The sequence below is a fragment of the Novosphingobium sp. genome (assembly GCF_036820275.1).
In the GTDB taxonomy this organism is placed as follows: domain Bacteria; phylum Pseudomonadota; class Alphaproteobacteria; order Sphingomonadales; family Sphingomonadaceae; genus Novosphingobium.
This window is the reverse complement of record NZ_DAISLT010000047.1, coordinates 28,396-47,111: the sequence shown is the minus strand read 5'-3', so window position 1 is coordinate 47,111 and position 18,716 is coordinate 28,396. Positions and strand designations below refer to the sequence as shown.

The following is an 18,716-nucleotide window of genomic DNA, read 5'->3' as shown; positions in this document are numbered from 1 at the left end:
GGGCGGCGGCGGCCACGCGGAACTGCTCGACGGCTTCGGCGATCTCGCCGATTTCATCGCCGCGCTCGCGGTAGGGCACGTCCACCTTGCCGCCTTCGGCCAGCGTCGTGGTGACCTCGGTGATGCGGCTCATCGGTGCGGCGACGGTGCGGTTGAGCACGCGCCAGATCAGCAGGATACCGGCGATGCCGAGCAGGGCCAGACCGGCCGAAAGCCAGGTTGCCAGGGTCGCGGTCGATTCGCCGTCTTCCGCCCGCTGGGTCGAAAGCGCGCGGACTTTGTCGACGAGCTGGTCGGTCCCGGTGGTGACATTGCGCGATGCGTTGCGGCCTTCACCGTTCATCAGCGCCAGGGCGCCATCGAGATCGCCCGAGGCACGCAGTTCCAGAGTCCGGTCGTTTACGGAATTGAGCGAATCGATGCCGCTTTTCAGCTGTGCGAGATCGCCGGCGAGGCTGGCATCGGCCACGGCATCGTATTCCCCGACGGCCTTGCCGAGATCTGCCTTGGCGGTAGCGTAACGCTCCTTGAGCTCGCGGCTCTCGGTCTCGTTCTTGGCGATGTAATTGGCATAGACCAGCGAGCGCAGCGCCTGGGCATTGCTGATGACGTCTGCGAGCGCCGACATGCTGGCGAGGCCATGGTCGACATGGCTGCGGGCAATGGCGTTCATCGTGCGGGTCGAGACGAGGCCGTTGATACCCACCACGCTCAGCAGGGTAATCAGCAGGCCGAAAGCCGCAAACAGCTTCTTGGGAAGCCGCCAGTTATTGAGAAAATCGAGCATGTTCATTCCATTTGTCGGGAGTCCGGAAGGGGAGCCTGCGAAGGCGCGCCATTGTGTAGTTATAGACACAATGGTCCCGTTCCGGTCCCGACTGCCCGCTGGAAACCGCGCAAATCCGCCAATCTGTCGTGAGCCAAAGGCGGTTCGGCGATGCTTGTTTCCTCAAATGGCGAAACATTCCCGTCGCATGTTCAGGCCGCTTGCTCAGCTCTGCAAATCGGCCGGGACCAGCGCCAGGTTCTGGATCGCTGCCAGCCCCCACTGCGCGGTGCTGTTGGTCGAGACGCCGGGGACTTCCACGATTCCCTCCGGTGTGGTCGTCTGTGCGAGATCCGATGCCAGGTCGCCGCCGTGGAACTCGTCCCAGGCCCGCTTGGCGAGTGCACGGTCGCCCAGGGCATGGGCGGCATAGGCGGTCAGGCGGGAATGGGCCTGGCGCAGGCTGTGGCCGCGCGGGCGTTCGCCGAAGCGGCGCTGCCAGTCGGCGGCGGGGGCGTTGTACCAGGCGCAGTAGTCGATCCAGGCGGCGCGGTAGCGCGGTGTATCGACGAGCGGCAGCACTTCGGCCATGATCTCGACGATCCCGAACACCGCATTCAGGTGGCTGACGCTGATCTGGTCGCCGCCCGAGACGAAGCGGCCGCTGGCAAGGTCGAAGTTCGCACCGCCCGCCCACCATTGGCGCGGCAGGGCGGCGATGCTGTCCATCCCCGCGACGATGCGGTCGCGCCAGCGGCGGTCGCCGGTGCGCTCCCACTCGGTGAACCAGGCGGCGACGAGGCTGCCCCAGCTGGTGCCGAACGAGAGCTGGATCACGCCCTCGGGCAGGCCCTGCGGCTTGGTGACCGCTGCAATGCCGCCGGGCGGCAGCGATTCCGGCGCGCGGTCTGCCACCTTGCGGCCGATGTCGACTTTCTGGAGCGCGCGGTCGGAATGGACGAGCGTGCGCATCAGGTCGCCCACGCGCTCGTCGCCGGTGAGGTAGTAGAAGATGCGGCGATAGGCGGCGTTGGAAACGCGCGGCTGCTTCGAACTGTCGCTCCAGTGCTGGACGCCGTGGCGGGTGCCGAGCCCGGCCCATGGCCCGGCGTGGTAGACGTCGACCTCGCCGGTATGGCGCGTCATCGCCTCGGCCATGCGGAACAGGTCGGCGCGGCCGGTGCGCAAGTAGCTGTACCAGAGCCAGAGGTCGGTCGAGAGTTCGCTGTTGTCCCAGGCATAGCCGCCGATGTCGTAGCGCCATTGATGCCGGTCGGCATCGTAGGTGTGCATCACATCGCCGTGGTTCCAGAAACCGTACCAGTGCCGCCGTTCGATCTCGTCACGGTAATGGCCGAGCAGCAGGTCGTTCTGACGCTCCACCGCCTGTGCCGCCGGGCCGCCCGCAGTGGGCAGCGCCCAGTCTCCGAATACCCCGGCGGCGCGGATCTGCGCGGGACTTGCCTGAAGGCGCGGCGGGCGGGCGACGTGGGCGGCGTAGCTTTCCAGCGTCGCCGCGTCGGGCGTGGCGGGCAGTGCCCAGAGCCAGAGTTCGTTGGTCCGCGCGATGCCCTTGGCGGAATCCCAGCCCGGCTCATAATCCTCATAGGTTACGTCGAGGCCGCGGTTCTGCGCGGGATAGTCGGTCATGCCGAGCACGTCGCGGTAGGAGCGCATGTCCATCGCCGGGGCGTCGGGCGCCCAGAGCCAGGCGGTTAGCCGGGCTTCGTCTCCGGAGGCTTCGGCAATGTCGAGCTGGACCGGGTGGCGCTTCCAGAAGTCAGCCATGCCGATCGCCGCACCGCCCTGCGGCGAGCCGACATAGGCAAGGCCCCGCGCCCGGTGGCCTTCGAGCGACTGGATCGGCGCGCGGCCCTTGCGCGTTCGCTTGGTCAGCACGAAGCCCTCGGAAGAGCCTTGGAACAGCCGGAAATCGCCCCAGGCGGGAATGCTGTCCAGCAGCGGCGCGAATTTCTCGGGCAGGGTCGCCACATCGGGCGTGGCGCGGCCGTCGATCTGGGCCTGCCGGAAGGCTTCGCCGGGATCGCGGCGCAGGCCGGTCAGCGGGCGGACGGCTTCGGCGAAGAGGCCCTTTTCGGTGGCGAGGCGGACATGGCGGTCATGCAAGGCCCCGCGCATCGGCACCTGAGCGGTGACACCGAGGCCCGAGAGGAAATCGTGCTCGGCATCGCCGTCCCAGATCACGCTGTGGACGATCCGCACCGCCGCGCTGCCGCTGGTGAAATAGAGCCTCAGGCTGAAGGGCAGCCATGCGCGTGCCGCTCCGGCGTGGAGGCCGTCGATCTTGATCACGGCGCGGACCGGGCCGGTCTGCTCGACGGTCACGCTGTCGATGCGGCTGCTGAAATGGTGCTGGGAGAGGGTATCGGCTTCCTCGCCCGAAGCGGCATCCTGGGCGCGGGCGACCAGCGCGACATCGCGCAGCAGCACTTGGCCATCGCGCTCGGCGGAGGCGATCACCGCGCTGCCGGAGCGCGGGATGCGCCAGCGCGTCGGGCCGACGGTGACGAGCACGGCGTCGGCCTGCTGCTCGACCGAGACCTTCTCGACCGGGCTGGCGGCGCGCCCTGCGGCGATCCTGACGCGTTCCGGCGCATGGCGTCCGGCGGGGAGGCTATGGCCGCTCCACTTGATCGAACCGTCGGGCCAGTAGGCCAGCGGCCAGCTCTGCACCGGCAGCGCCGCACCGCCATCGGTCGCGGCGGCGAGGCGATCGGCACGGTGCAGGGTGCCGCGCGGCCAGGGCAGGCCGAACGTCTGGCCGGCGTCCCAGCCGGGCGCGGTGCCGTCGAGCCAGTGCAGTTCGGCATTCGTCCCGGAAGAGGCGGCGGCCAGCACACGGACGGGAAGGGAGAGCGCGGCACCGCCAAGGAGACCGGCGCGCAGCAGCGCACGACGAGAGCAGGGCATGGACATTCCTGAAATCAAGCGAGACGGGAGACGGTGAAACGGCGCAGCCGCAGATGGCTGGCGGTGGTACGCAGCGCGAAGTGGCCGCCGGTGAGCGGCTGGGGATCGTCGAAGGCGAACAGCTGCCTGCCGTCGCGGAAGAACCCGATCCGGTTGCCGTCTGCGGTCAGGCGGATGCGCTGCCACCGGTTGGCGACGAGCATGTCCTCCGCACCGCGCCGGTCGTTTTCCGGCAGCAGGGGCCGCACGCCGGGCTTGCCGACATAGCGGCGAAAGCGCGAGGTGGAATTGCCGTTGCCGCCGAGGCCGACGTAGTAGGTTTCGAGGTCGTCGTAGTCCTCGAACTTGCCCGAACGCGGGCGGGCGAGGGCGCTGCCCTCAGGTGCGGTCGGGTCCTGCGCCATCCAGAAGCAGTTGAGGTCGCTCACCCGGTCATGCGCGCCGCCCGCCGAGACGGCCTGCGCTTCATAGTCGATGGCGATACGGCCTTCGAGGCGCGGCAGGAACCACAAGGTCAGCCCGGCGGGCGCCTCGATATCGAGCACGCCCCCTATCGCGGAAATCTGCGCCGGGGTCTCCGCCTCGATGCGCCATCGGCCGAGACCGTGGCGGAAATCGTCCGAGAACAGATTCCGCTCGCCGCCGCGTGCGACGGCCGGGGCGGGCAGGAGACAGGCTCCCGCCAGCCCGGTGACCATCGTGCGCCGGGAAAGTCCCGGAAGCGTCACAGCTTGGCCCGCACGCCGAAGTAGATGCGGCGGCCGTAAGTCTCGATCACGTTGCGGCGATAGACGCTGTTGGCGTTCTCGATGCGGGTGGAGTCGGTGAGGTTCACGCCTTCCAGGAACACCGAGACCTGCGGGGTGATGACGTAGCTCGCCGAGGCGTCGAACTGGCCGAAGGATTCGCCGAACGAGGGGTTGTTGCCGCGATCGACCGCGTTGATCAGGTAGCGGCTGCGCCAGTTGTACGACCCGCGAATGGCGAAGCGGCCGTCGTCATAGAACACCGATGCGTTGTAGCTGTTGCGCGAAACGCCCGGGAACGGCAGCGAGGCGCCGGTGAAATAGTCCTTGCCCTCATAGCCGCTATCGCTGTTGAAGGTGTAGTTGGCGGTCACGCCCAGATTGCTCAGCAGGCCGGGCAGGAAGTCCAGCCCGAGCTGCGCGCCCGCCTCGAAGCCCTGAATGGTGACGTGCTGGGTGCCGTTGACCGGCAACCGGATCGTGTAGACCTGACCGTCGATCTCCTCTTCCTGGCTCTGCGTGTCGATGAACGACTTGATGTCCTTGCGGAACGCCGTGACCGAGACGTAGTTCGTGCGCGAAAGGTAGTATTCGAAACCGAGATCGTACTGCCAGGCGCGATAGGGCTTGAGGCCCGGATTGCCGCGCGAGCCGGTGAGCGCGACGGAATCGAGCCGGACGTTCGGCGCCATCTGCGAAGGGGCCGGGCGGGCGAGTACGTCGGACGCCGTGGCGCGCACCACCAGCTTGCGCGGGATCACTTCGGCACGCAGGTTCAGCGAGGGCAGCAGCACGGTATATTCGCCGGTGTAGCGGGCGGGGGTGATGACGCCGTCGGTGCTCTGGCTGCCGCTGGAAACCGTGCGCGTATGGACGAGGCGCGCGCCGATCACACCCGACAGGTCGAAGCCGAGGTCGGCGTTGAACGAACCCTGGAAATACCCCGCCACGGTGCTTTCCTTGACCCGGTAGGTGTCGAGCGGCGAGATGCTGGTGTAGGGATCGGGAACGCCCACGGCATTGGCGAGGTTGTCGCCGAGGTTCCACCAGCGGTCGATGCCCGAGAAGCCGAGGTCGCCGGTCTTGAAGAAGTTGCCGTCGCCCATGCCGCCATATGTGTTCAGCAGGTCGCGGATATTGGCGAGCTGGGCCGCCGGGGTCGTGGTGCCGAGTACCTGGGTGCCGGTCACGCCCGAGCGGGTCAGCGTGGTCTGCCCGGTGATGCCGTTCAGCGTATAGACCGCGTTCTGGAAGCGGCTGCTGGAGACCAGCTGGTTCAGCTCGATGCCGCTCTTCAGCGACGTCAGGAAGCCGCGTTCATCGGGCCGGTATTCGGCATCGAACTTGCCGCCGGTCTCGCGCTGCTTGTTGAGACGCGGACGGGCCTCGACCGAGAGGGTGTTGATGCCCTGCGTGGTCGTGGTGTCGATCGGCAGGATGATGTTGGGCGCGTTCTGCGGGTTGTTGTAGTCGATCGTGATCCACGGCAGCGCGTCCTTGCCGGAGACCGAGGCGGTCACGTCCACCTCGTCGTTGAGCACGCGCGAGGCGGCATAAGTGCCGCGCGCGGAGAACTTGAACTTGCCGGTGGTCCACTCGGCACCGAGAATGCCGTTGAAGGTGCGGCGGTTGAGGCTGCCGATCACGCTGCGGTAGTTCACGCTCGGACCCGACCCGGCGTTGGAGCCGTTGACGAAGGTCACCGTCTGCGCGGTCTCGTCGCGAATGACGACGCCGGTGGGATCGATTCCGCCGTTCGCGGCCGACTGGGTGGTGCTCAGCTGGAGGTACTGGTCGTCCGAGGTCGTGTCGCTGCGGGTATAGGTGCCTTCGACATAGGCGCGGAAGTCGTCATTCGGGCGCCATTCGAGGATGCCGTTGACGGCGTAGCGCTTGGTTGGCTCGGTTGCGGTGATGTAGCGCGGGATGTCGGGATAGAAGTCGCCGAAGCCGCTGCCGTCGAGATCGACGCAGCGCGCCTGGTTGCGGCCCGAGAGGCAGTTCTGCGCGGCGGGGGTGGCGGGCTGGGTGGTCTCGACCTGGCGCCAGCCGGTGGTCCGGGCCTGATCGTAGCGGATCGTGCGCTCTTCGTAAGTGCCGGAAAGCAGCACGCCGATGGTGTCGTGGGCGAAGAGCTTGGAGCCGATCACCGCGAACTTCGGGTCCACCTTGTCGGCCAGCTCGTTGTAGATGCCCTGTGCGGACCCGGCGAGGTAACCCTCCTTGGCGTCGAAGGGGCGGCGGGTGATGACGCGCACGGTGCCGCCGAGACCGCCTTCGGTCATGTCCGGCGTGGCGGACTTGAGCACTTCGAGGCGCGAGACGAATTCGGCGGGCAAGTCGCGGAAGTCCACCGCGCGGTTGCTGCCGTTGCCCGCCGCCGCGGCGATCGAGGTGGAGAGCGCCGTCTGGCCGTTGATCTCGACACGGTTGAGCGAGGCGTCGGCGCCGCGAATGGTGATCGCCTGTCCCTCGCCGCCGCTGCGGGTGATCTGGACGCCGGTGATGCGCTGGAGCGCTTCGCCGATGTTCTTGTCCGGGAACTTGCCGACATCCTCGGCCGAGATCGCATCCACGACCTGGGCGGAATCGCGCTTCACGGCCAGCGAGTCGGCCAGGCTCTTGCGAATGCCGGTAACGATGATGTCCGCGCGCTCGGTGTCTTCGGCGCCCGTTCCCGGCGTTTCGGTTCGCGGCTGCTGCTGGGCTTCCTGCGCGAAAACCGAGGTGCTGGTAAGGAGAAGCGCCAAGGCGCCGCTGAAACGATACACGACAATATGCCCCTTTTGTCGGACTAGAAATCGACGTGAGGGCTAATCTCCAGTGATTTGGTTGACAAAAAAGTTTTTCTAGGGCGCGGAGTAGGTTCGAGCAGACCGCGTTTCCTGTTGAGCATTGCAAATAGGCGGCTATTGCCGAGCCTCAAGGAAACGGCGATCGGGTCGGCAATCGTGTCGGGTCACGGCAGAACGTGGCCGCGCGGTGCTCAAGAGTTGCTCATATGGGAATGCGTAAAGCGCAACTACCCTGAGTATTTGCGCAACGCGTTTTCCGGCCGCGATGACGACCGAGCCTTAGCGAATGGCTTCGGCCCGGGCGATCAGGGCGTCGAGCGCGGTGCGGCCGTGGCGCAGTTCCTCGATGATCCGGCGCAGTTCCTTGCCGGTAATTCGCGCGCCGCCCTCGCTGTCCACCGCCTGGACCTCGACGATGGAGTGCAGCGCCTCAACGATGGCGAGCACGGGGTCCATCGGCATGCGAGCGCTGGGCAGGGGAACCGCGCGGACTTGGCCCAGAGCGAGGAAGGGATCGATGGCGCCGGGACCGAACGTGCGTTCGATTCGCGCGAGAATCAGCGGGTCGAGACTCGTCGCCCGGCCCTTCGCATTGCGGATCGTGCCGACCGAGCAGCCCAGCCGCTCGGCCATTTGGCTATCCGACAAATCCTCGTGCTTCTGAAGGTTACGGATGATCGTCGCCACCGCCTGGCGGTAGTCCTCACTCGAAAGTGCAGCGGATCGGGCCGAGGTCATGATGTATGATCCTTCCATGTCTTTCGAGGCGGGGACAAGAGCTTGTGGCGAACGAGGCGAATCTGGCCAAGACTTTGTCGATGAAATCGCTATATGGCAGCGACAATATGAAATTCAGCCGTCGCAATCTGATCGTTGCAGCCAGTGCGTTCGCAGCGTCGTCATCTTCTGCCGCTCGCGCCGTTTCATCCGCATTTCCGGACCGATCGCGTGCGCCTTCGCTCGTTCAGCCGCGCAGCGGCCCGGCCATCGGGGCATTCCCGCCGGTCAGGCCTGCCGCCGAGCCGCAACTCATGCCGTTGCCCCCGCGATTCGAACCCGAGGGCGTTCGCCCGGAACTGTTCGACGCCGCGATGAAGGCGCTCGACCGGCATGACCGGCGCGTGAAGGGCGACCGCATCGGGATCGTCGATTTCTCGGCCTCCTCCTCGCAGCCGCGCTTCCATCTGGTCGATCTGGAGAATCGCAAGATCACGTCGCTCCATGTCGCGCATGGCAGCGGGTCCGACCCGGCGCATACCGGCTGGTTGCAGCGTTTCTCGAACCGGATGGGATCGAACGCCAGCAGCGAGGGCGCCTATCTGACCTCGGATTACTACTATGGCGGACATGGCCGTTCGCAGCGGCTGGTGGGGCTCGATCCCACCAACAGCAATGCGCTGGAGCGGGCCATCGTGATCCACGGGGCCTGGTATGCCGAGCCGAACATGATCGGCGCGCACGGCAAGCTGGGACGGAGCCAGGGCTGCCTTGCCGTGGGCGACAGCCTGCTCAGCCGCGCGTTCGACCATCTCGGCGAAGGACGCCTGATCTACGCGGCCAAGCTGGCCTGATTTTAGATCGTCACCAGGGCGCTGACCCGGTGCGAGAAGGGGTGGTTCGGCGTCGAACCCCGGCTGATCTGCGAGAACATGCCGTCCATCGCGGACAGCTTCGCCTCGACCAGCGGCAGGTCTTCGCCATGCTTCACATCAAGGTGAACGTGGAGCTTGCCCTTGAAGTCCAGGTTGATCTCGTCCGCCTCGCCGATCCGCTCGCGCAGATCGCCCAGGATCGCGGCGAGCTGGTCGTTCAAAGTCGGCTTGGACGGAGCGGTCCGTGGATTCGTGGAATCTAGCGAGTAAACCGTGGCGTCCTTCGGCATTCGTGAGTCCCATGCTGAGTGCTGCGCCTGCGAGCATAGCATTTCGGCGCGGATAAAGAACGGTCTGTCGGAGGTTTCTGTGCATTTCTTTGGAGGTAGGTCGCGGATTTCCGCGATTTCCTCCTGCACACCGCGTTCTTATTATCTGAAATCATGGGAACTCCGGCGGTTCCCTGCCGCCGTTTAACAACCGATTGTTTTTTGCGCGGTGCGACCCGTGGGCTTCTTCAGATAGCGGCCGTTTTCGCCTTGCTGGCGGCGATGAAGGACGCCGGATCGTAGTAGAACGGCTTGATTTCGCAGCACTTGCCGTCGCGGAAGCGGAAGCGTTCGCAGATTTCGGCGGGAGGAAGGGCAGGGTCCGCAAAGCGCAGCGAGAGGATGGTCACGGCATAGTCCTTGCCCGCCGTTGTTTCGATCCGGTCCAGAGCGACGACATCGCAAAGGCCCATGACTTTGGCGTAGAGATCGCGCAGGCCGTTCCGGCCGCGATATTCCCCCGCCATCGGCAGTCCGTCCGCCTCGTGGGCGACGAAATCCTCGGTGAGCATGGCGGAAGCCGTGTCCCAGTCGCCCACGCCGGTCGCGGCATAGAGGCGGTCGACGAAATCGATCATCTGGTCGGCACTCATCGTCATGGCGCTGCTCCTCACATCCGGCGCGAACTGTGGCAAACCCCGGAAATTCCCGAACCTAGCGTTTCGACTAGCAGTCCGCGCCGCCCGCGCGCGGTTAAGCTGCGGGCATGGGAAAGGTCAGACAGATCGTTCTGGCACGGCGACCCAAAGGGGTGCCGGTGCCGGAAGACTTCGCGCTTCGGGAAACCGAGATGCCGCAGCCCGGTGCCGGGGAATTCCTGGTGGCGATGCGAGTGGGCTCGGTCGATCCGGCCATCCGGGGATTCCTGGACGATCGGCCGAGCTATATCGAGCCGGTCGCGCTGGGGGCGCCGATCAACGGCATGTCGCTGGGTGAAGTGGTGGCTTCCCATCACGCGGACTATCCGGTCGGCACGCTGGTTCGGGCGTTTGCGACATGGTCTGAACACTATGTGCTTTCGGCCGAGGCCTGGGGACTGGAGAAAGTCCAGTGCCGGCCCGATACGCCGCTGCATCATTACATGGGCGCGCTCGGCCCGGTGGGGCTGACGGCGTGGGTCGGGCTTTTCGCGGTGGGCGAGGCGAAGCCGGGCGAGACCGTGGTGGTCAGCGCCGCTGCCGGAGCGACCGGATCGACGGTCGGGCAGATCGCCAGGGCCAAGGGCTGCAAGGTGATCGGCCTCGTCGGATCGGCGGAGAAGGCCGCGGTGATCCGCGACCTCGGCTTCGATGCCGCCATCGACTATCGCGCGACGCCTGACATCGCCGCCGAGATCGCCAAAGTCGCGCCCGAAGGCGTTGACGTCTATTTCGACAATGTCGGCGGCGAAGTGCTGGAAGCGATCCTGCCGCTGATGCGTCTGCACGGCCGCGTCGCGGTCTGCGGCATGGTCGGGCAGTACAACGATGCCGATCATCCCCACGGCGTGCGCACGTTGTGGCAACTGGTGGTCAACCGCATCCGCATGCAGGGCTTCATCACTTACGACTACCCTGACGTGCTCGCCCAGGCGCAGGCCGAGCTCGACGGCTGGGTCGCGGAAGGCAAGCTGAAGCCGCTCGCCAACGTGCGCGACGGCTTCGAGAAACTCCCCGAGGCTTTCATCGACCTGATGTCAGGCCGCACCATAGGAAAGACCCTTGTCCGGATCTGAAACGATGAGCGATGTGTGGCACCCTCTGGTGGCCGAGGCGGATTTCCCCGAGGAAGGCAAGCTGGCCGCGCGGATCGCGGGCTGGAGCGTGCTGGTCGTGCGCAGCGACGAGAGCTTCAACGCGGTCAACGACCGCTGCACGCATCAGGCGGCGCTGCTCTCCGGCGGCAAGGTGCGGCGCGGGGCGATCATGTGCCCGCTCCACGGCGCCCGCTTCGAGGCGGCGACCGGGCGCTGCATCGGCGGCGCCTATGCCGACTTGCGCCGCTTCGATCTGCGCATTGCAGACGGCATGATCGAAGTCGCCGTGCCGGATGTGCCGCCGGGGCCGGACGAGCGCCCGGTCGAAGCCTGAGGAGAGAACGATGCCCTATACCGGACCTTCCGAGGACCGCCTCGCCATCCGCGAACTGCTGGAGACTTATGCCGATGCGGTGACGCGCCGCGACGCGGAGACCTGGGGCGCAACCTGGGCCGAGGATGCCGAGTGGTCGCTGCCGGACTATCCCGAACTCGGCACCACCCGGGGCCGTCCGGCGATCGTCGCCATGTGGATCGAGGCGATGAAGGCCTATCCGGGGATCATGTTCGAGGCTTGGCCCGGCTCGATCGAAGTCTCGGGCGAGAGTGCGACGATGCGCAGCTATACCTCGGAAGTCTACGACCAGGACGGCGTGACCATGCGCGACCGGGGCGTCTACGAGGACGGATGCGTGAAAGTGGACGGCCGCTGGCTGTTCAAGAGCCGCTCCTTCCGCAACATCCACCGCCAGCACGCGCCGAAGGGCTGCTGAATTCCTCCCCGAACCGGGGAGGGGGACCACCGAAGGTGGTGGAGGGGCACAGTCGGCTTACGCAAGGTTGCGTTCTGCTGCACCTGCCCCTCCACCACCCTGCGGGTGGTCCCCCTCCCCCGTCGGGGGAGGAAGGCCATCAGAACTTCTTGGTGACTTCGACCATGACCGTGCGGGGCAGGGTGCCGAAACCGAGCTGGTCGGCGCGGATGCCGCCGGGTGTGCCGGTGCCGCTGCCGGTCGAAGGGCCGTCCACCACGCCGGTGACGTAGAAGCGGTTGGTCAGGTTCTTGCCGATCACGGCGAGCTGCCAGTTGTCGTCCTCGGCGCCGAAGCGCAGACCGGCGTCCAGCGTCACGTACTTGCCCTGCCGCGACAGTGGATTGCCGAAGGCGGAGGCGAGATAACTGCCTGAATACTTGGCATCTACGTTGAGGCCGAGCTTCATCGCCGAACCGACCGACATCTCGTAATTGACGCCGAGGTTGCCGGTCCAGAGCGGCGCGACCGACAGCGTCTGGCCGCTGAGGTCCTGGCGGCTGCCGCCTGCCAGGTTGCAGCCGGCCGCCGGAGTCTGCCCCGCATAGCAGGGCGCGAGCGGGAAGTCGGTGTAGCGTGCCTTGTTGTAATTGACCGAGCCGTGCAGGTCGAAGCCCGGTATGCCGTTGGGCGCGAACTGGAATTCGGCCTCCACGCCCTTGGTCCGCGCATCGGCGGTCAGGGTCTGGAAGGCGAAGATCGGGGAGTTGAAGAAGTCGACCTGCAGGTTCTTGTACTTGTAGTTGAAAGCGGTGACGTTGAAGCGAAGCTGGCGGTTCAGCAGCGTGGACTTGAAGCCCAGTTCGAACCCTTCCGCCTTCTCGGGATCGAACGTCAGGTCGGCGTTCGGATCGGCCGAGAGCTTCGAGTTGATGCCCCCGTTCGAGAACCCGCCGGACTTGTAGGCCGTCTTGTAGGCGCCGTAGACCATCAGGTCTTCGGTGGGTTTCCAGGTCAGGGTTGCTTCGGGAGACCAGTTGGTGAAGTGCTGGCGCGCGGTCACCACGCCCAGTCCATCGGGATCGAACTGGTCGCGGAAGATGCTGGTGACCAGTGGATTGTTGTAGAACTGGGTGAAGAAACTGTTCTTGGTCTCGTCGGAATAGCGCGCGCCGCCCGCCAGCTCGAGCGTCGGCAGGATCTTGTAGGTGATCTGCCCGAAGACGGCCATCGTCTCGCCCTTGGTGAAGCTGGTCTTGGCGGTGGCGACATGTTCCAGCCCGGCGGGCGCGGCGGAATTGGAGACGCCGCCGACGAGGACATACTGTTCGAAGTCGCGCCGGGTCTTCTGGTAGAGCATGCCCAGCATCATGTTGAACGGGCCGTCGAACTGGGTCAGGGCGCGGAATTCCTGACTGAAGGCCTTCCACGAGGAGTTTTCGGTCGCCCAGTTGCTTCCGGGGCGGCCATCGGCACTGTTGCTGGACTGGAAATCGCAGGCACAGGCCCAGCGGTTGTTGTTCCACTGGTAATTGGTGACCGACGACAACTGAAGCTGATCGGCATCGTAAGTCACGTTGAGCGTTCCGCCTGCCGAGCGGTAGCGGTTGTAGAGCGAACCGTCCTTCTTCGCGAAGGGGAACGTGGCCGCGACATCCGCCGGCATGTTGTTCTGGTGGGTGATGAAGTGCTTGCCGCAGGCATAGCCGTTGAGCTGCGAGGTGCTGCCGTCGCCGCAGGCGAAGGCGACGTAGTTCCACGAGGAATTGTTGACGGTGTTGAAGTCCACGCTGCCCTTCAGGCTGACCGTGAGGCGGCTGGTCGGCTCCCATTTCAGGGTGCCGCGGGCGAGGAATTCCTCTTCGCCGGGCGCCTTGTGCGCGGCGGGCTTGGCGATGTGCGAGGTGGGGTCGCCGTTGCCGCCTGCCAGCACGCTTGCGGAATCCACTTCGGTATAGACGATGTCCTGCGCGATATTGCGGTAGTAGCCGCCGTCCATCTTGGAATAGCGCGCCGCGAGGCGGATGCCGAGGGTGTCGGTCAGCGGCATCGAGGCATAGCCCTCGACGCGGTATTGCTGGCTGCGGAACTCGTAGCCGCCCTTGATCTGGAATTCCGGGGTTGCCGTGGGATCGGCCGTGGTGATCGAGATAACCCCGGCAGTCGCGTTCTTGCCGAAGAACAGCGCCTGCGGACCTTTCAGCACTTCGACGCGGGCGAGGTCGAAGAAGCCTTCCTGGATCACCCGCCCCTGGCCATAATAGGCGCCGTCCACGACGACCGCGACCGACTGCTCGATGCCGATCGAGGTGGAGGACGAGCCGATGCCGCGCAAGGTGAGCTGGGCCCCGGAACCGTTGGAGGCGCGGCCGACGTTGAACTGCGGTGCGATCGCGGCGATCTTCTCGACGCTGGTGATGTCGCGCGAGGCGATCTGCTCGGCGGAAATGGCGGTGACGGCGACGGGCACGTCCTGCGCGGTTTCCTGCCGCTTGCGGGCGGTGACGATGATTTCCTTGATGCCGCCGGTCGCTGCCTCGTCTTGCGGAGGCTGTTCCTGGGGGAGCGGCGCCGCCGCTTCCTGCGCGGCTGCGGGGAGGGACAGGAGCGTCATCGTCAGCATGGTCGACGTGAGCAGGGCGGATTTCGAGAATCGCATTTCAGGGCCTCCCGCATGTTTTCTTTGTTCCTGCCTTGGTAGAACTTCGGGGGCGGGCGAAGGCCTGTGCAAACGGATAGCCCTAGCTGTTTGGTCAGGTGGCGAGGGGGTGCGGGCGGGTGACCTTGGGTTCTCACTGGGAGACCTCATTTGACCGGCAACCGTTTCTGGCGGCTCGATCGCCATCCCGAAGGCAATACCGATTTCGCCCGTTTTCTCAGCCTTTGCGAGGAAGTTCCGGCACCGCTCGGCGAGGGCGAAGTCCGCATCGCGACCGAGTGGCTTTCGATGGATGCCGGCACCCGCATGTGGATGAGCCCGCGCACCGACGGCTACCAGCCGCCGCTGCCGCTCGGCGCGAAGATGGTCGGGCTGGTGCTCGGCCGGGTCAGCGAGACGCGCGATCCGGCCTTTCCGGTCGGCACTCTGGTGCGCGGTTTCGGGCAGTGGGCCGAGCAGGCGGTGGTCCTGCCCGCGCTCGCCGGGCTGGAGGCGGTGGATGATAGCCTGTCCGATCCGCGCCAGCATTTCGGCGCGCTGGGGATGAATGCCTGGACGGCCTATGTCGGCGTGAAGGAAGTCGCAGCGGTACGGCCGGGGGAGTGGCTGGCGGTCTCCGCAGCGGCGGGGGCGACGGGGAGCCTGGCCTGTCAGGTCGGGCGCAATCTTGGCGCGAGGGTCGTCGGCATCGCGGGCGGGGCGGAGAAGTGCCGCTACTTGCGCGAAAATCTCGGCGTGGACATGGCGATCGACTATCGCAGCGAGGATGTCGAGGCGCGGTTGGCCGCTTGCGAGGGCGGGATCGGGGCGTTCTTCGACAATGTCGGCGGGCCGATCCTCGACGCGGTGCTGCCGAACATGGCGCACTATGGCCGCGTTGCGATCTGCGGCATGGTGGCGGGCTATGACAGCGATGCTCCGATGCCGGGGCCTGCGCGCTTCGATCAGATCCTGATGCGGCGGCTCAGGGTGGAGGGGTTCTTCATTCCCGACTTCCTCGAACGCGGCGCGGAATTCCTGCCGGTCCTGCGCGGGTGGCTCGATGCGGGGAAGCTCGCGATGCGGTTCGACGAGACGCAGGGGATCGAGAACGTGCTTGATGCTTACGAGCGGATGCTGACGGGGAAGAATATCGGCAAAGTGGTGGTGCGGGTGGCTTGAAGGGGCCGTCGTCCCGGGTTCGGCGCCCCGGGACGACGATTGCCGCTCACATCGCGGTCACGCCGCCGTCCACCACGAATTCTCCGCCGGTGATGTAGTTCGCCTCGTCGCTGGCGAGGAACAGGATCATGTTGGCGATGTCGAGCGGATGCCCCATGCGCTTCATCGGGATCGAGGCGACGATCTCCTTGAAGCCTTCCGGATTGTCGCTGCGGGCGACGTCCTGCATGGCGGTTTCGATCATGCCGGGATGGACGGAATTGCAGCGGATGCCCTCCGCCGCGCATTCCATCGCCACGACCTTGGAGAAGATCCGCACCCCGCCCTTGGCCGCGCCATAAGCCCCGCACATCGGCACGCCGACCAGCCCGCCGATCGAAGACAGGTTGACGATCGACCCGCCGCCGCCGGTCTTGCGCATCAGCTCCACTGCCCGGCGCGTGCCGAGGAACACGCTGTCGAGATTGACCTTGTTCTGCTTTTCCCAGTCGGCAAGCGAAAGCACGGTCAGCGGCTTGAGCACGGCGATACCGGCATTGTTCACCAGCACGTCGATCCGGCCATGGCCCTTCTCGATCGCCTGGAACAGGTCTTCCCAGCCTGCCTCGCTGGTGACGTCCTGCGCCAGCGCCTCGGCCTGGCCGCCTGCCTCGCGGATCGCGGCGGCGACGCTTTCGGCGCCGCCCGCATCGAGGTCCGTCAGGTAGACGAAGGCGCCTTCCTCCGCAAAGCGCCGTGCGGTGGCAGCGCCCAGCCCGCGTTCGTTCCCGGCGCCGGTAACCAGCGTGATCTTGCCTTCCAGACGACCCATGCTTCTCAACCCTTCTTCGTTTAGAACTTCACGCCGACCGTGGCGCCGTAAGTACGCGGTTCGAGCGCCATGCCGAACGAGAACAGCCCGGCGACGGTGAAGGCATGCGTGGTCGTCTTCTCGTTGAGGAGATTGCGACCGAACAGGCGCACGTAAGCCTCCTTGTCGCCGATATCGAAGTTCACCGTCAGGCTGGCATCGACGAGATCCTGCGTGGTGGTGCGCACGCGCGGATCGTTGCCGTTCACCACGACCCCGGTGACGGTGCCGGAACCGTCCGTCACCGGCGTCAGCGAGGCCTGCGAGATCTGCTCGTCGTAAGGGCTGATGTGGCGCCATCCGGCGGTTGCCACGACTTTGCCGAAGCTGGTCGGCACGGTGTAGTCCGCATTGACCGAGCCGGTGAACCTGGGGGCATAGATCAGCCGGTTCGCCGAATAGTCGAAGGGCACGATCAGGGTGCCATAGGCGCCGTCGGTCACGAAGTTGCGGAAGTGCGACTTCATGTAGGCGGACGAGGCGGTGATCGTCAGCTGCGGGGTCACGCGCAGCGTGGCGTCCATCTCGATGCCCTTGATGATCGCGCCGCCCGGCACGTTGCCGGTGATCGTCTGGTTGCCGAGCGGGCCGCCGGGCACGGTCAGGTTCTGCTGCATGTCCTTGTAGTCGGAGATGTAGCCGGCGAGGTTGATCTCCAGCTTGCGGTTGAAGGCCGCCAGCTTGGCACCGATTTCGTAGGCATCCACGGTTTCGGGCTGGAACGGCGTGCTGGCGGTATCGGCCGTGGCGGCGCGGGGGCTGAAACCGCCGGAGCGGTAGCCGCGCGACCAGCTGGCGTAGAGCATCACGTCGCTGTTCGGGCGATAGTCGATGCCGACCTTGGGGGTGAACTTGGTGAAGTTCGCATCGCCCGAGCCGATCAGCCCGGCCTGCGCGAAGCTGTTGGTCAGCTTCTTGTTGTCATGCGACCAGCGGCCGCCGAACGAAAGGCGCCACTTGTCGGCGAAGGCCCAGTTGAAGTCTCCGAAGAAGGCGTAACTGGTGGTCTTGCCCACATTGGTCTGCGGGTTCTGGTCGAACTCCATCGGCGGTACCGACGGATCGAAGCCGAAGAAGCGCGTCCACTGGGTGAGGTCGTACTTCGAGTGGAAGTAGTAGGCGCCTACGACATAGTCGAAGCCGGTGAAGAGATTTCCGGCGGCGCGCAGTTCCTGGCTCCACTGCGTGTATTTCTGGCGGCGATCGACGTAGTAGAGGTCGGTCGACGATCCGTCGAAGTCCTGGGTCTGCTTTTCCGTGCTGTGCCGCCAGCCGGTGATGGAACTGAGCTTCACCGGGCCCGCATCGTAGTTCATCTGCAAGGTGGCGTTGGGGGCGCGGTACTTGCTCCGCGCCGGAAGCGTGAACACCGTGTAGAGGTCGGTGGTGTTGTTGCGGTTGCACTCGTTGGCCGGGATCAGGCCGCAGAACATCTCGGTGCTGTTCGTCAGATTGCTGACCACCGGCTCGAAGCTCTGGACCACGTTCTCGACGCTGAGCTGGGCGTCGAAGCCCGATCCCGTCGGCTCGAACAGCAGGCTGGCGCCGTAGCTGTCGCCCTTGCTGCCGCCCGCGCGGGTATTGCGGATGGCGTTGTGGTAGAAGCCGTCGGACTCGTTGTGGAAGTACCAGCCCTTGATGCCCCAGGTCTCGCCGTCGCCGTAGTTGATGATGGCCTTGCCCGCCCAGGTGTTCCAGCGGCCATAGGTGAACTCGGCCTTCACGCCGGGTTCCATGGTCGGCTTGGTGCGGGTGATGTTGATGACGCCGCCGATGGTATTGGCGCCGAACAGCGTGCCTTGCGGGCCGCGCAGCACTTCGATCTGGGCGATGTCGAAGGCGTCCTGGAGCTGGCCGGTATTGGTGCCGATGGTCACGCCGTCGACCACGACGCCCACGGTCGGCGTCTGGGACTTCTCGATATCGGCATAGGTCAGGCCGCGGATCGAGATGTTGGCTGCCTGTGCGCCCGAATTCTGCTGGGTGATGAGCAGGCCCGGTGCCGTGCCCTGCAAGTCGCCGATGTTCACGGCGGCCTTGTTTTCCAGCATCGCCGTGTTGACGGCAGTAATGGCGACGGGCGTGGATTGCAGCGTTTCCGAACGTCTGCGGGCAGTGACGATGATTTCCGTGGTATCGATCGTGGCCTGTTGCGGGGCGGGGGCCGGTACGGGCGCCTCGCTCTGGGCATTGGCCGGAGAAATGATGCAAGTGAGCGCGCTTGTCGAAAGTGCGACAAGCAACGCTCCGCGACGACGTGCGGATGCCATGGTTTCCTCCCTCTCCCCGACTATTCGTGTAGCCGACTTTACTGCGTCACTATGCTACGAATTCGAGCGATACCCGAACTGACAATTTGCACAGGTACAGGCCTCGGTAGGGGGGGCGGTTGGTCGCGGC

At 65.8% G+C, this 18,716-nt stretch carries 15 protein-coding genes; 5 read left to right on the top strand and 10 right to left on the bottom strand.

The genetic code is table 11. The features are described from left to right. From V7066_RS24920 to V7066_RS24900, 5 genes are all read right to left on the bottom strand, one after another. Positions 1 to 787 (bottom strand): MCP four helix bundle domain-containing protein (locus V7066_RS24920; RefSeq protein WP_334185661.1); only part of this gene is annotated, 787 nt, incomplete at its 3' end. Between the two features lie 204 nt (positions 788 to 991). Next, positions 992 to 3,697 carry an exo-rhamnogalacturonan lyase family protein gene (locus V7066_RS24915; protein WP_334185660.1) on the bottom strand — a complete coding sequence of 902 codons (2,706 nt, stop codon included), beginning with the start codon at positions 3,695 to 3,697 and terminating at the stop codon, positions 992 to 994. Positions 3,698 to 3,711: 14 nt separating this feature from the next. Beyond that, complete coding sequence (locus V7066_RS24910; protein WP_334185659.1) at positions 3,712 to 4,425, bottom strand: DUF6250 domain-containing protein; 714 nt, start codon at positions 4,423 to 4,425, stop codon at positions 3,712 to 3,714. Next, positions 4,422 to 7,214 (bottom strand): TonB-dependent receptor, encoded by a 2,793-nt coding sequence (locus tag V7066_RS24905; RefSeq protein ID WP_334185658.1) that lies wholly within the window; start codon positions 7,212 to 7,214, stop codon positions 4,422 to 4,424. The genes V7066_RS24910 and V7066_RS24905 overlap by 4 nt, the downstream gene beginning before the upstream one ends. A gap of 303 nt (positions 7,215 to 7,517) precedes the next feature. Next, positions 7,518 to 7,976 (bottom strand): XRE family transcriptional regulator, encoded by a 459-nt coding sequence (locus tag V7066_RS24900; protein WP_334185657.1) that lies wholly within the window; start codon positions 7,974 to 7,976, stop codon positions 7,518 to 7,520. 107 nt (positions 7,977 to 8,083) lie between these two features. Here V7066_RS24900 and V7066_RS24895 point away from each other — a divergent pair, with 107 nt between their 5' ends. After that, entirely contained in the window at positions 8,084 to 8,809 is a 726-nt protein-coding gene (locus V7066_RS24895; protein ID WP_334185656.1) for a murein L,D-transpeptidase catalytic domain family protein, read from the top strand. A gap of 2 nt (positions 8,810 to 8,811) precedes the next feature. On the opposite strand, the gene V7066_RS24890 is transcribed toward V7066_RS24895, so the two are convergent. Together V7066_RS24890 and V7066_RS24885 are read right to left on the bottom strand one after the other, a co-directional pair. Beyond that, complete coding sequence (locus V7066_RS24890) at positions 8,812 to 9,120, bottom strand: hypothetical protein (protein WP_334185655.1); 309 nt, start codon at positions 9,118 to 9,120, stop codon at positions 8,812 to 8,814. A 227-nt stretch (positions 9,121 to 9,347) separates the two neighbouring features. After that, on the bottom strand, positions 9,348 to 9,758 hold the full coding sequence (locus V7066_RS24885; RefSeq protein ID WP_334185654.1) for a nuclear transport factor 2 family protein: 411 nt from the start codon (positions 9,756 to 9,758) through the stop codon (positions 9,348 to 9,350). A 107-nt stretch (positions 9,759 to 9,865) separates the two neighbouring features. Here V7066_RS24885 and V7066_RS24880 point away from each other — a divergent pair, with 107 nt between their 5' ends. From V7066_RS24880 to V7066_RS24870, 3 genes are read left to right on the top strand one after another with little or no spacing between them, the layout of a single operon-like run. Then, entirely contained in the window at positions 9,866 to 10,873 is a 1,008-nt protein-coding gene (locus tag V7066_RS24880; protein WP_334185653.1) for an NADP-dependent oxidoreductase, read from the top strand. Then, the gene (locus tag V7066_RS24875; protein ID WP_334185652.1) at positions 10,860 to 11,228 is read left to right on the top strand and encodes a Rieske (2Fe-2S) protein; all 369 of its coding nucleotides are present in this window, start codon (positions 10,860 to 10,862) and stop codon (positions 11,226 to 11,228) included. Before V7066_RS24880 ends, V7066_RS24875 begins: the two co-directional genes overlap by 14 nt. 10 nt (positions 11,229 to 11,238) lie before the next feature. Then, entirely contained in the window at positions 11,239 to 11,667 is a 429-nt protein-coding gene (locus tag V7066_RS24870; RefSeq protein WP_334185651.1) for a nuclear transport factor 2 family protein, read from the top strand. A gap of 139 nt (positions 11,668 to 11,806) precedes the next feature. Here the strand turns inward: V7066_RS24870 and V7066_RS24865 are convergent, their stop codons facing one another. Beyond that, on the bottom strand, positions 11,807 to 14,305 hold the full coding sequence (locus V7066_RS24865) for a TonB-dependent receptor (protein ID WP_334185650.1): 2,499 nt from the start codon (positions 14,303 to 14,305) through the stop codon (positions 11,807 to 11,809). A gap of 150 nt (positions 14,306 to 14,455) precedes the next feature. On the opposite strand from V7066_RS24865, the gene V7066_RS24860 reads away from it, so the two are divergent. Next, entirely contained in the window at positions 14,456 to 15,466 is a 1,011-nt protein-coding gene (locus V7066_RS24860) for an NADP-dependent oxidoreductase (protein WP_334185649.1), read from the top strand. A gap of 46 nt (positions 15,467 to 15,512) precedes the next feature. Here the strand turns inward: V7066_RS24860 and V7066_RS24855 are convergent, their stop codons facing one another. Next, positions 15,513 to 16,277 carry an SDR family NAD(P)-dependent oxidoreductase gene (locus tag V7066_RS24855; RefSeq protein WP_334185648.1) on the bottom strand — a complete coding sequence of 255 codons (765 nt, stop codon included), beginning with the start codon at positions 16,275 to 16,277 and terminating at the stop codon, positions 15,513 to 15,515. 20 nt (positions 16,278 to 16,297) lie between these two features. After that, positions 16,298 to 18,586, bottom strand: coding sequence for a TonB-dependent receptor (locus V7066_RS24850; protein WP_334185647.1), 2,289 nt, complete (start codon positions 18,584 to 18,586; stop codon positions 16,298 to 16,300). Between the last annotated feature and the right edge of the window lie 130 nt (positions 18,587 to 18,716).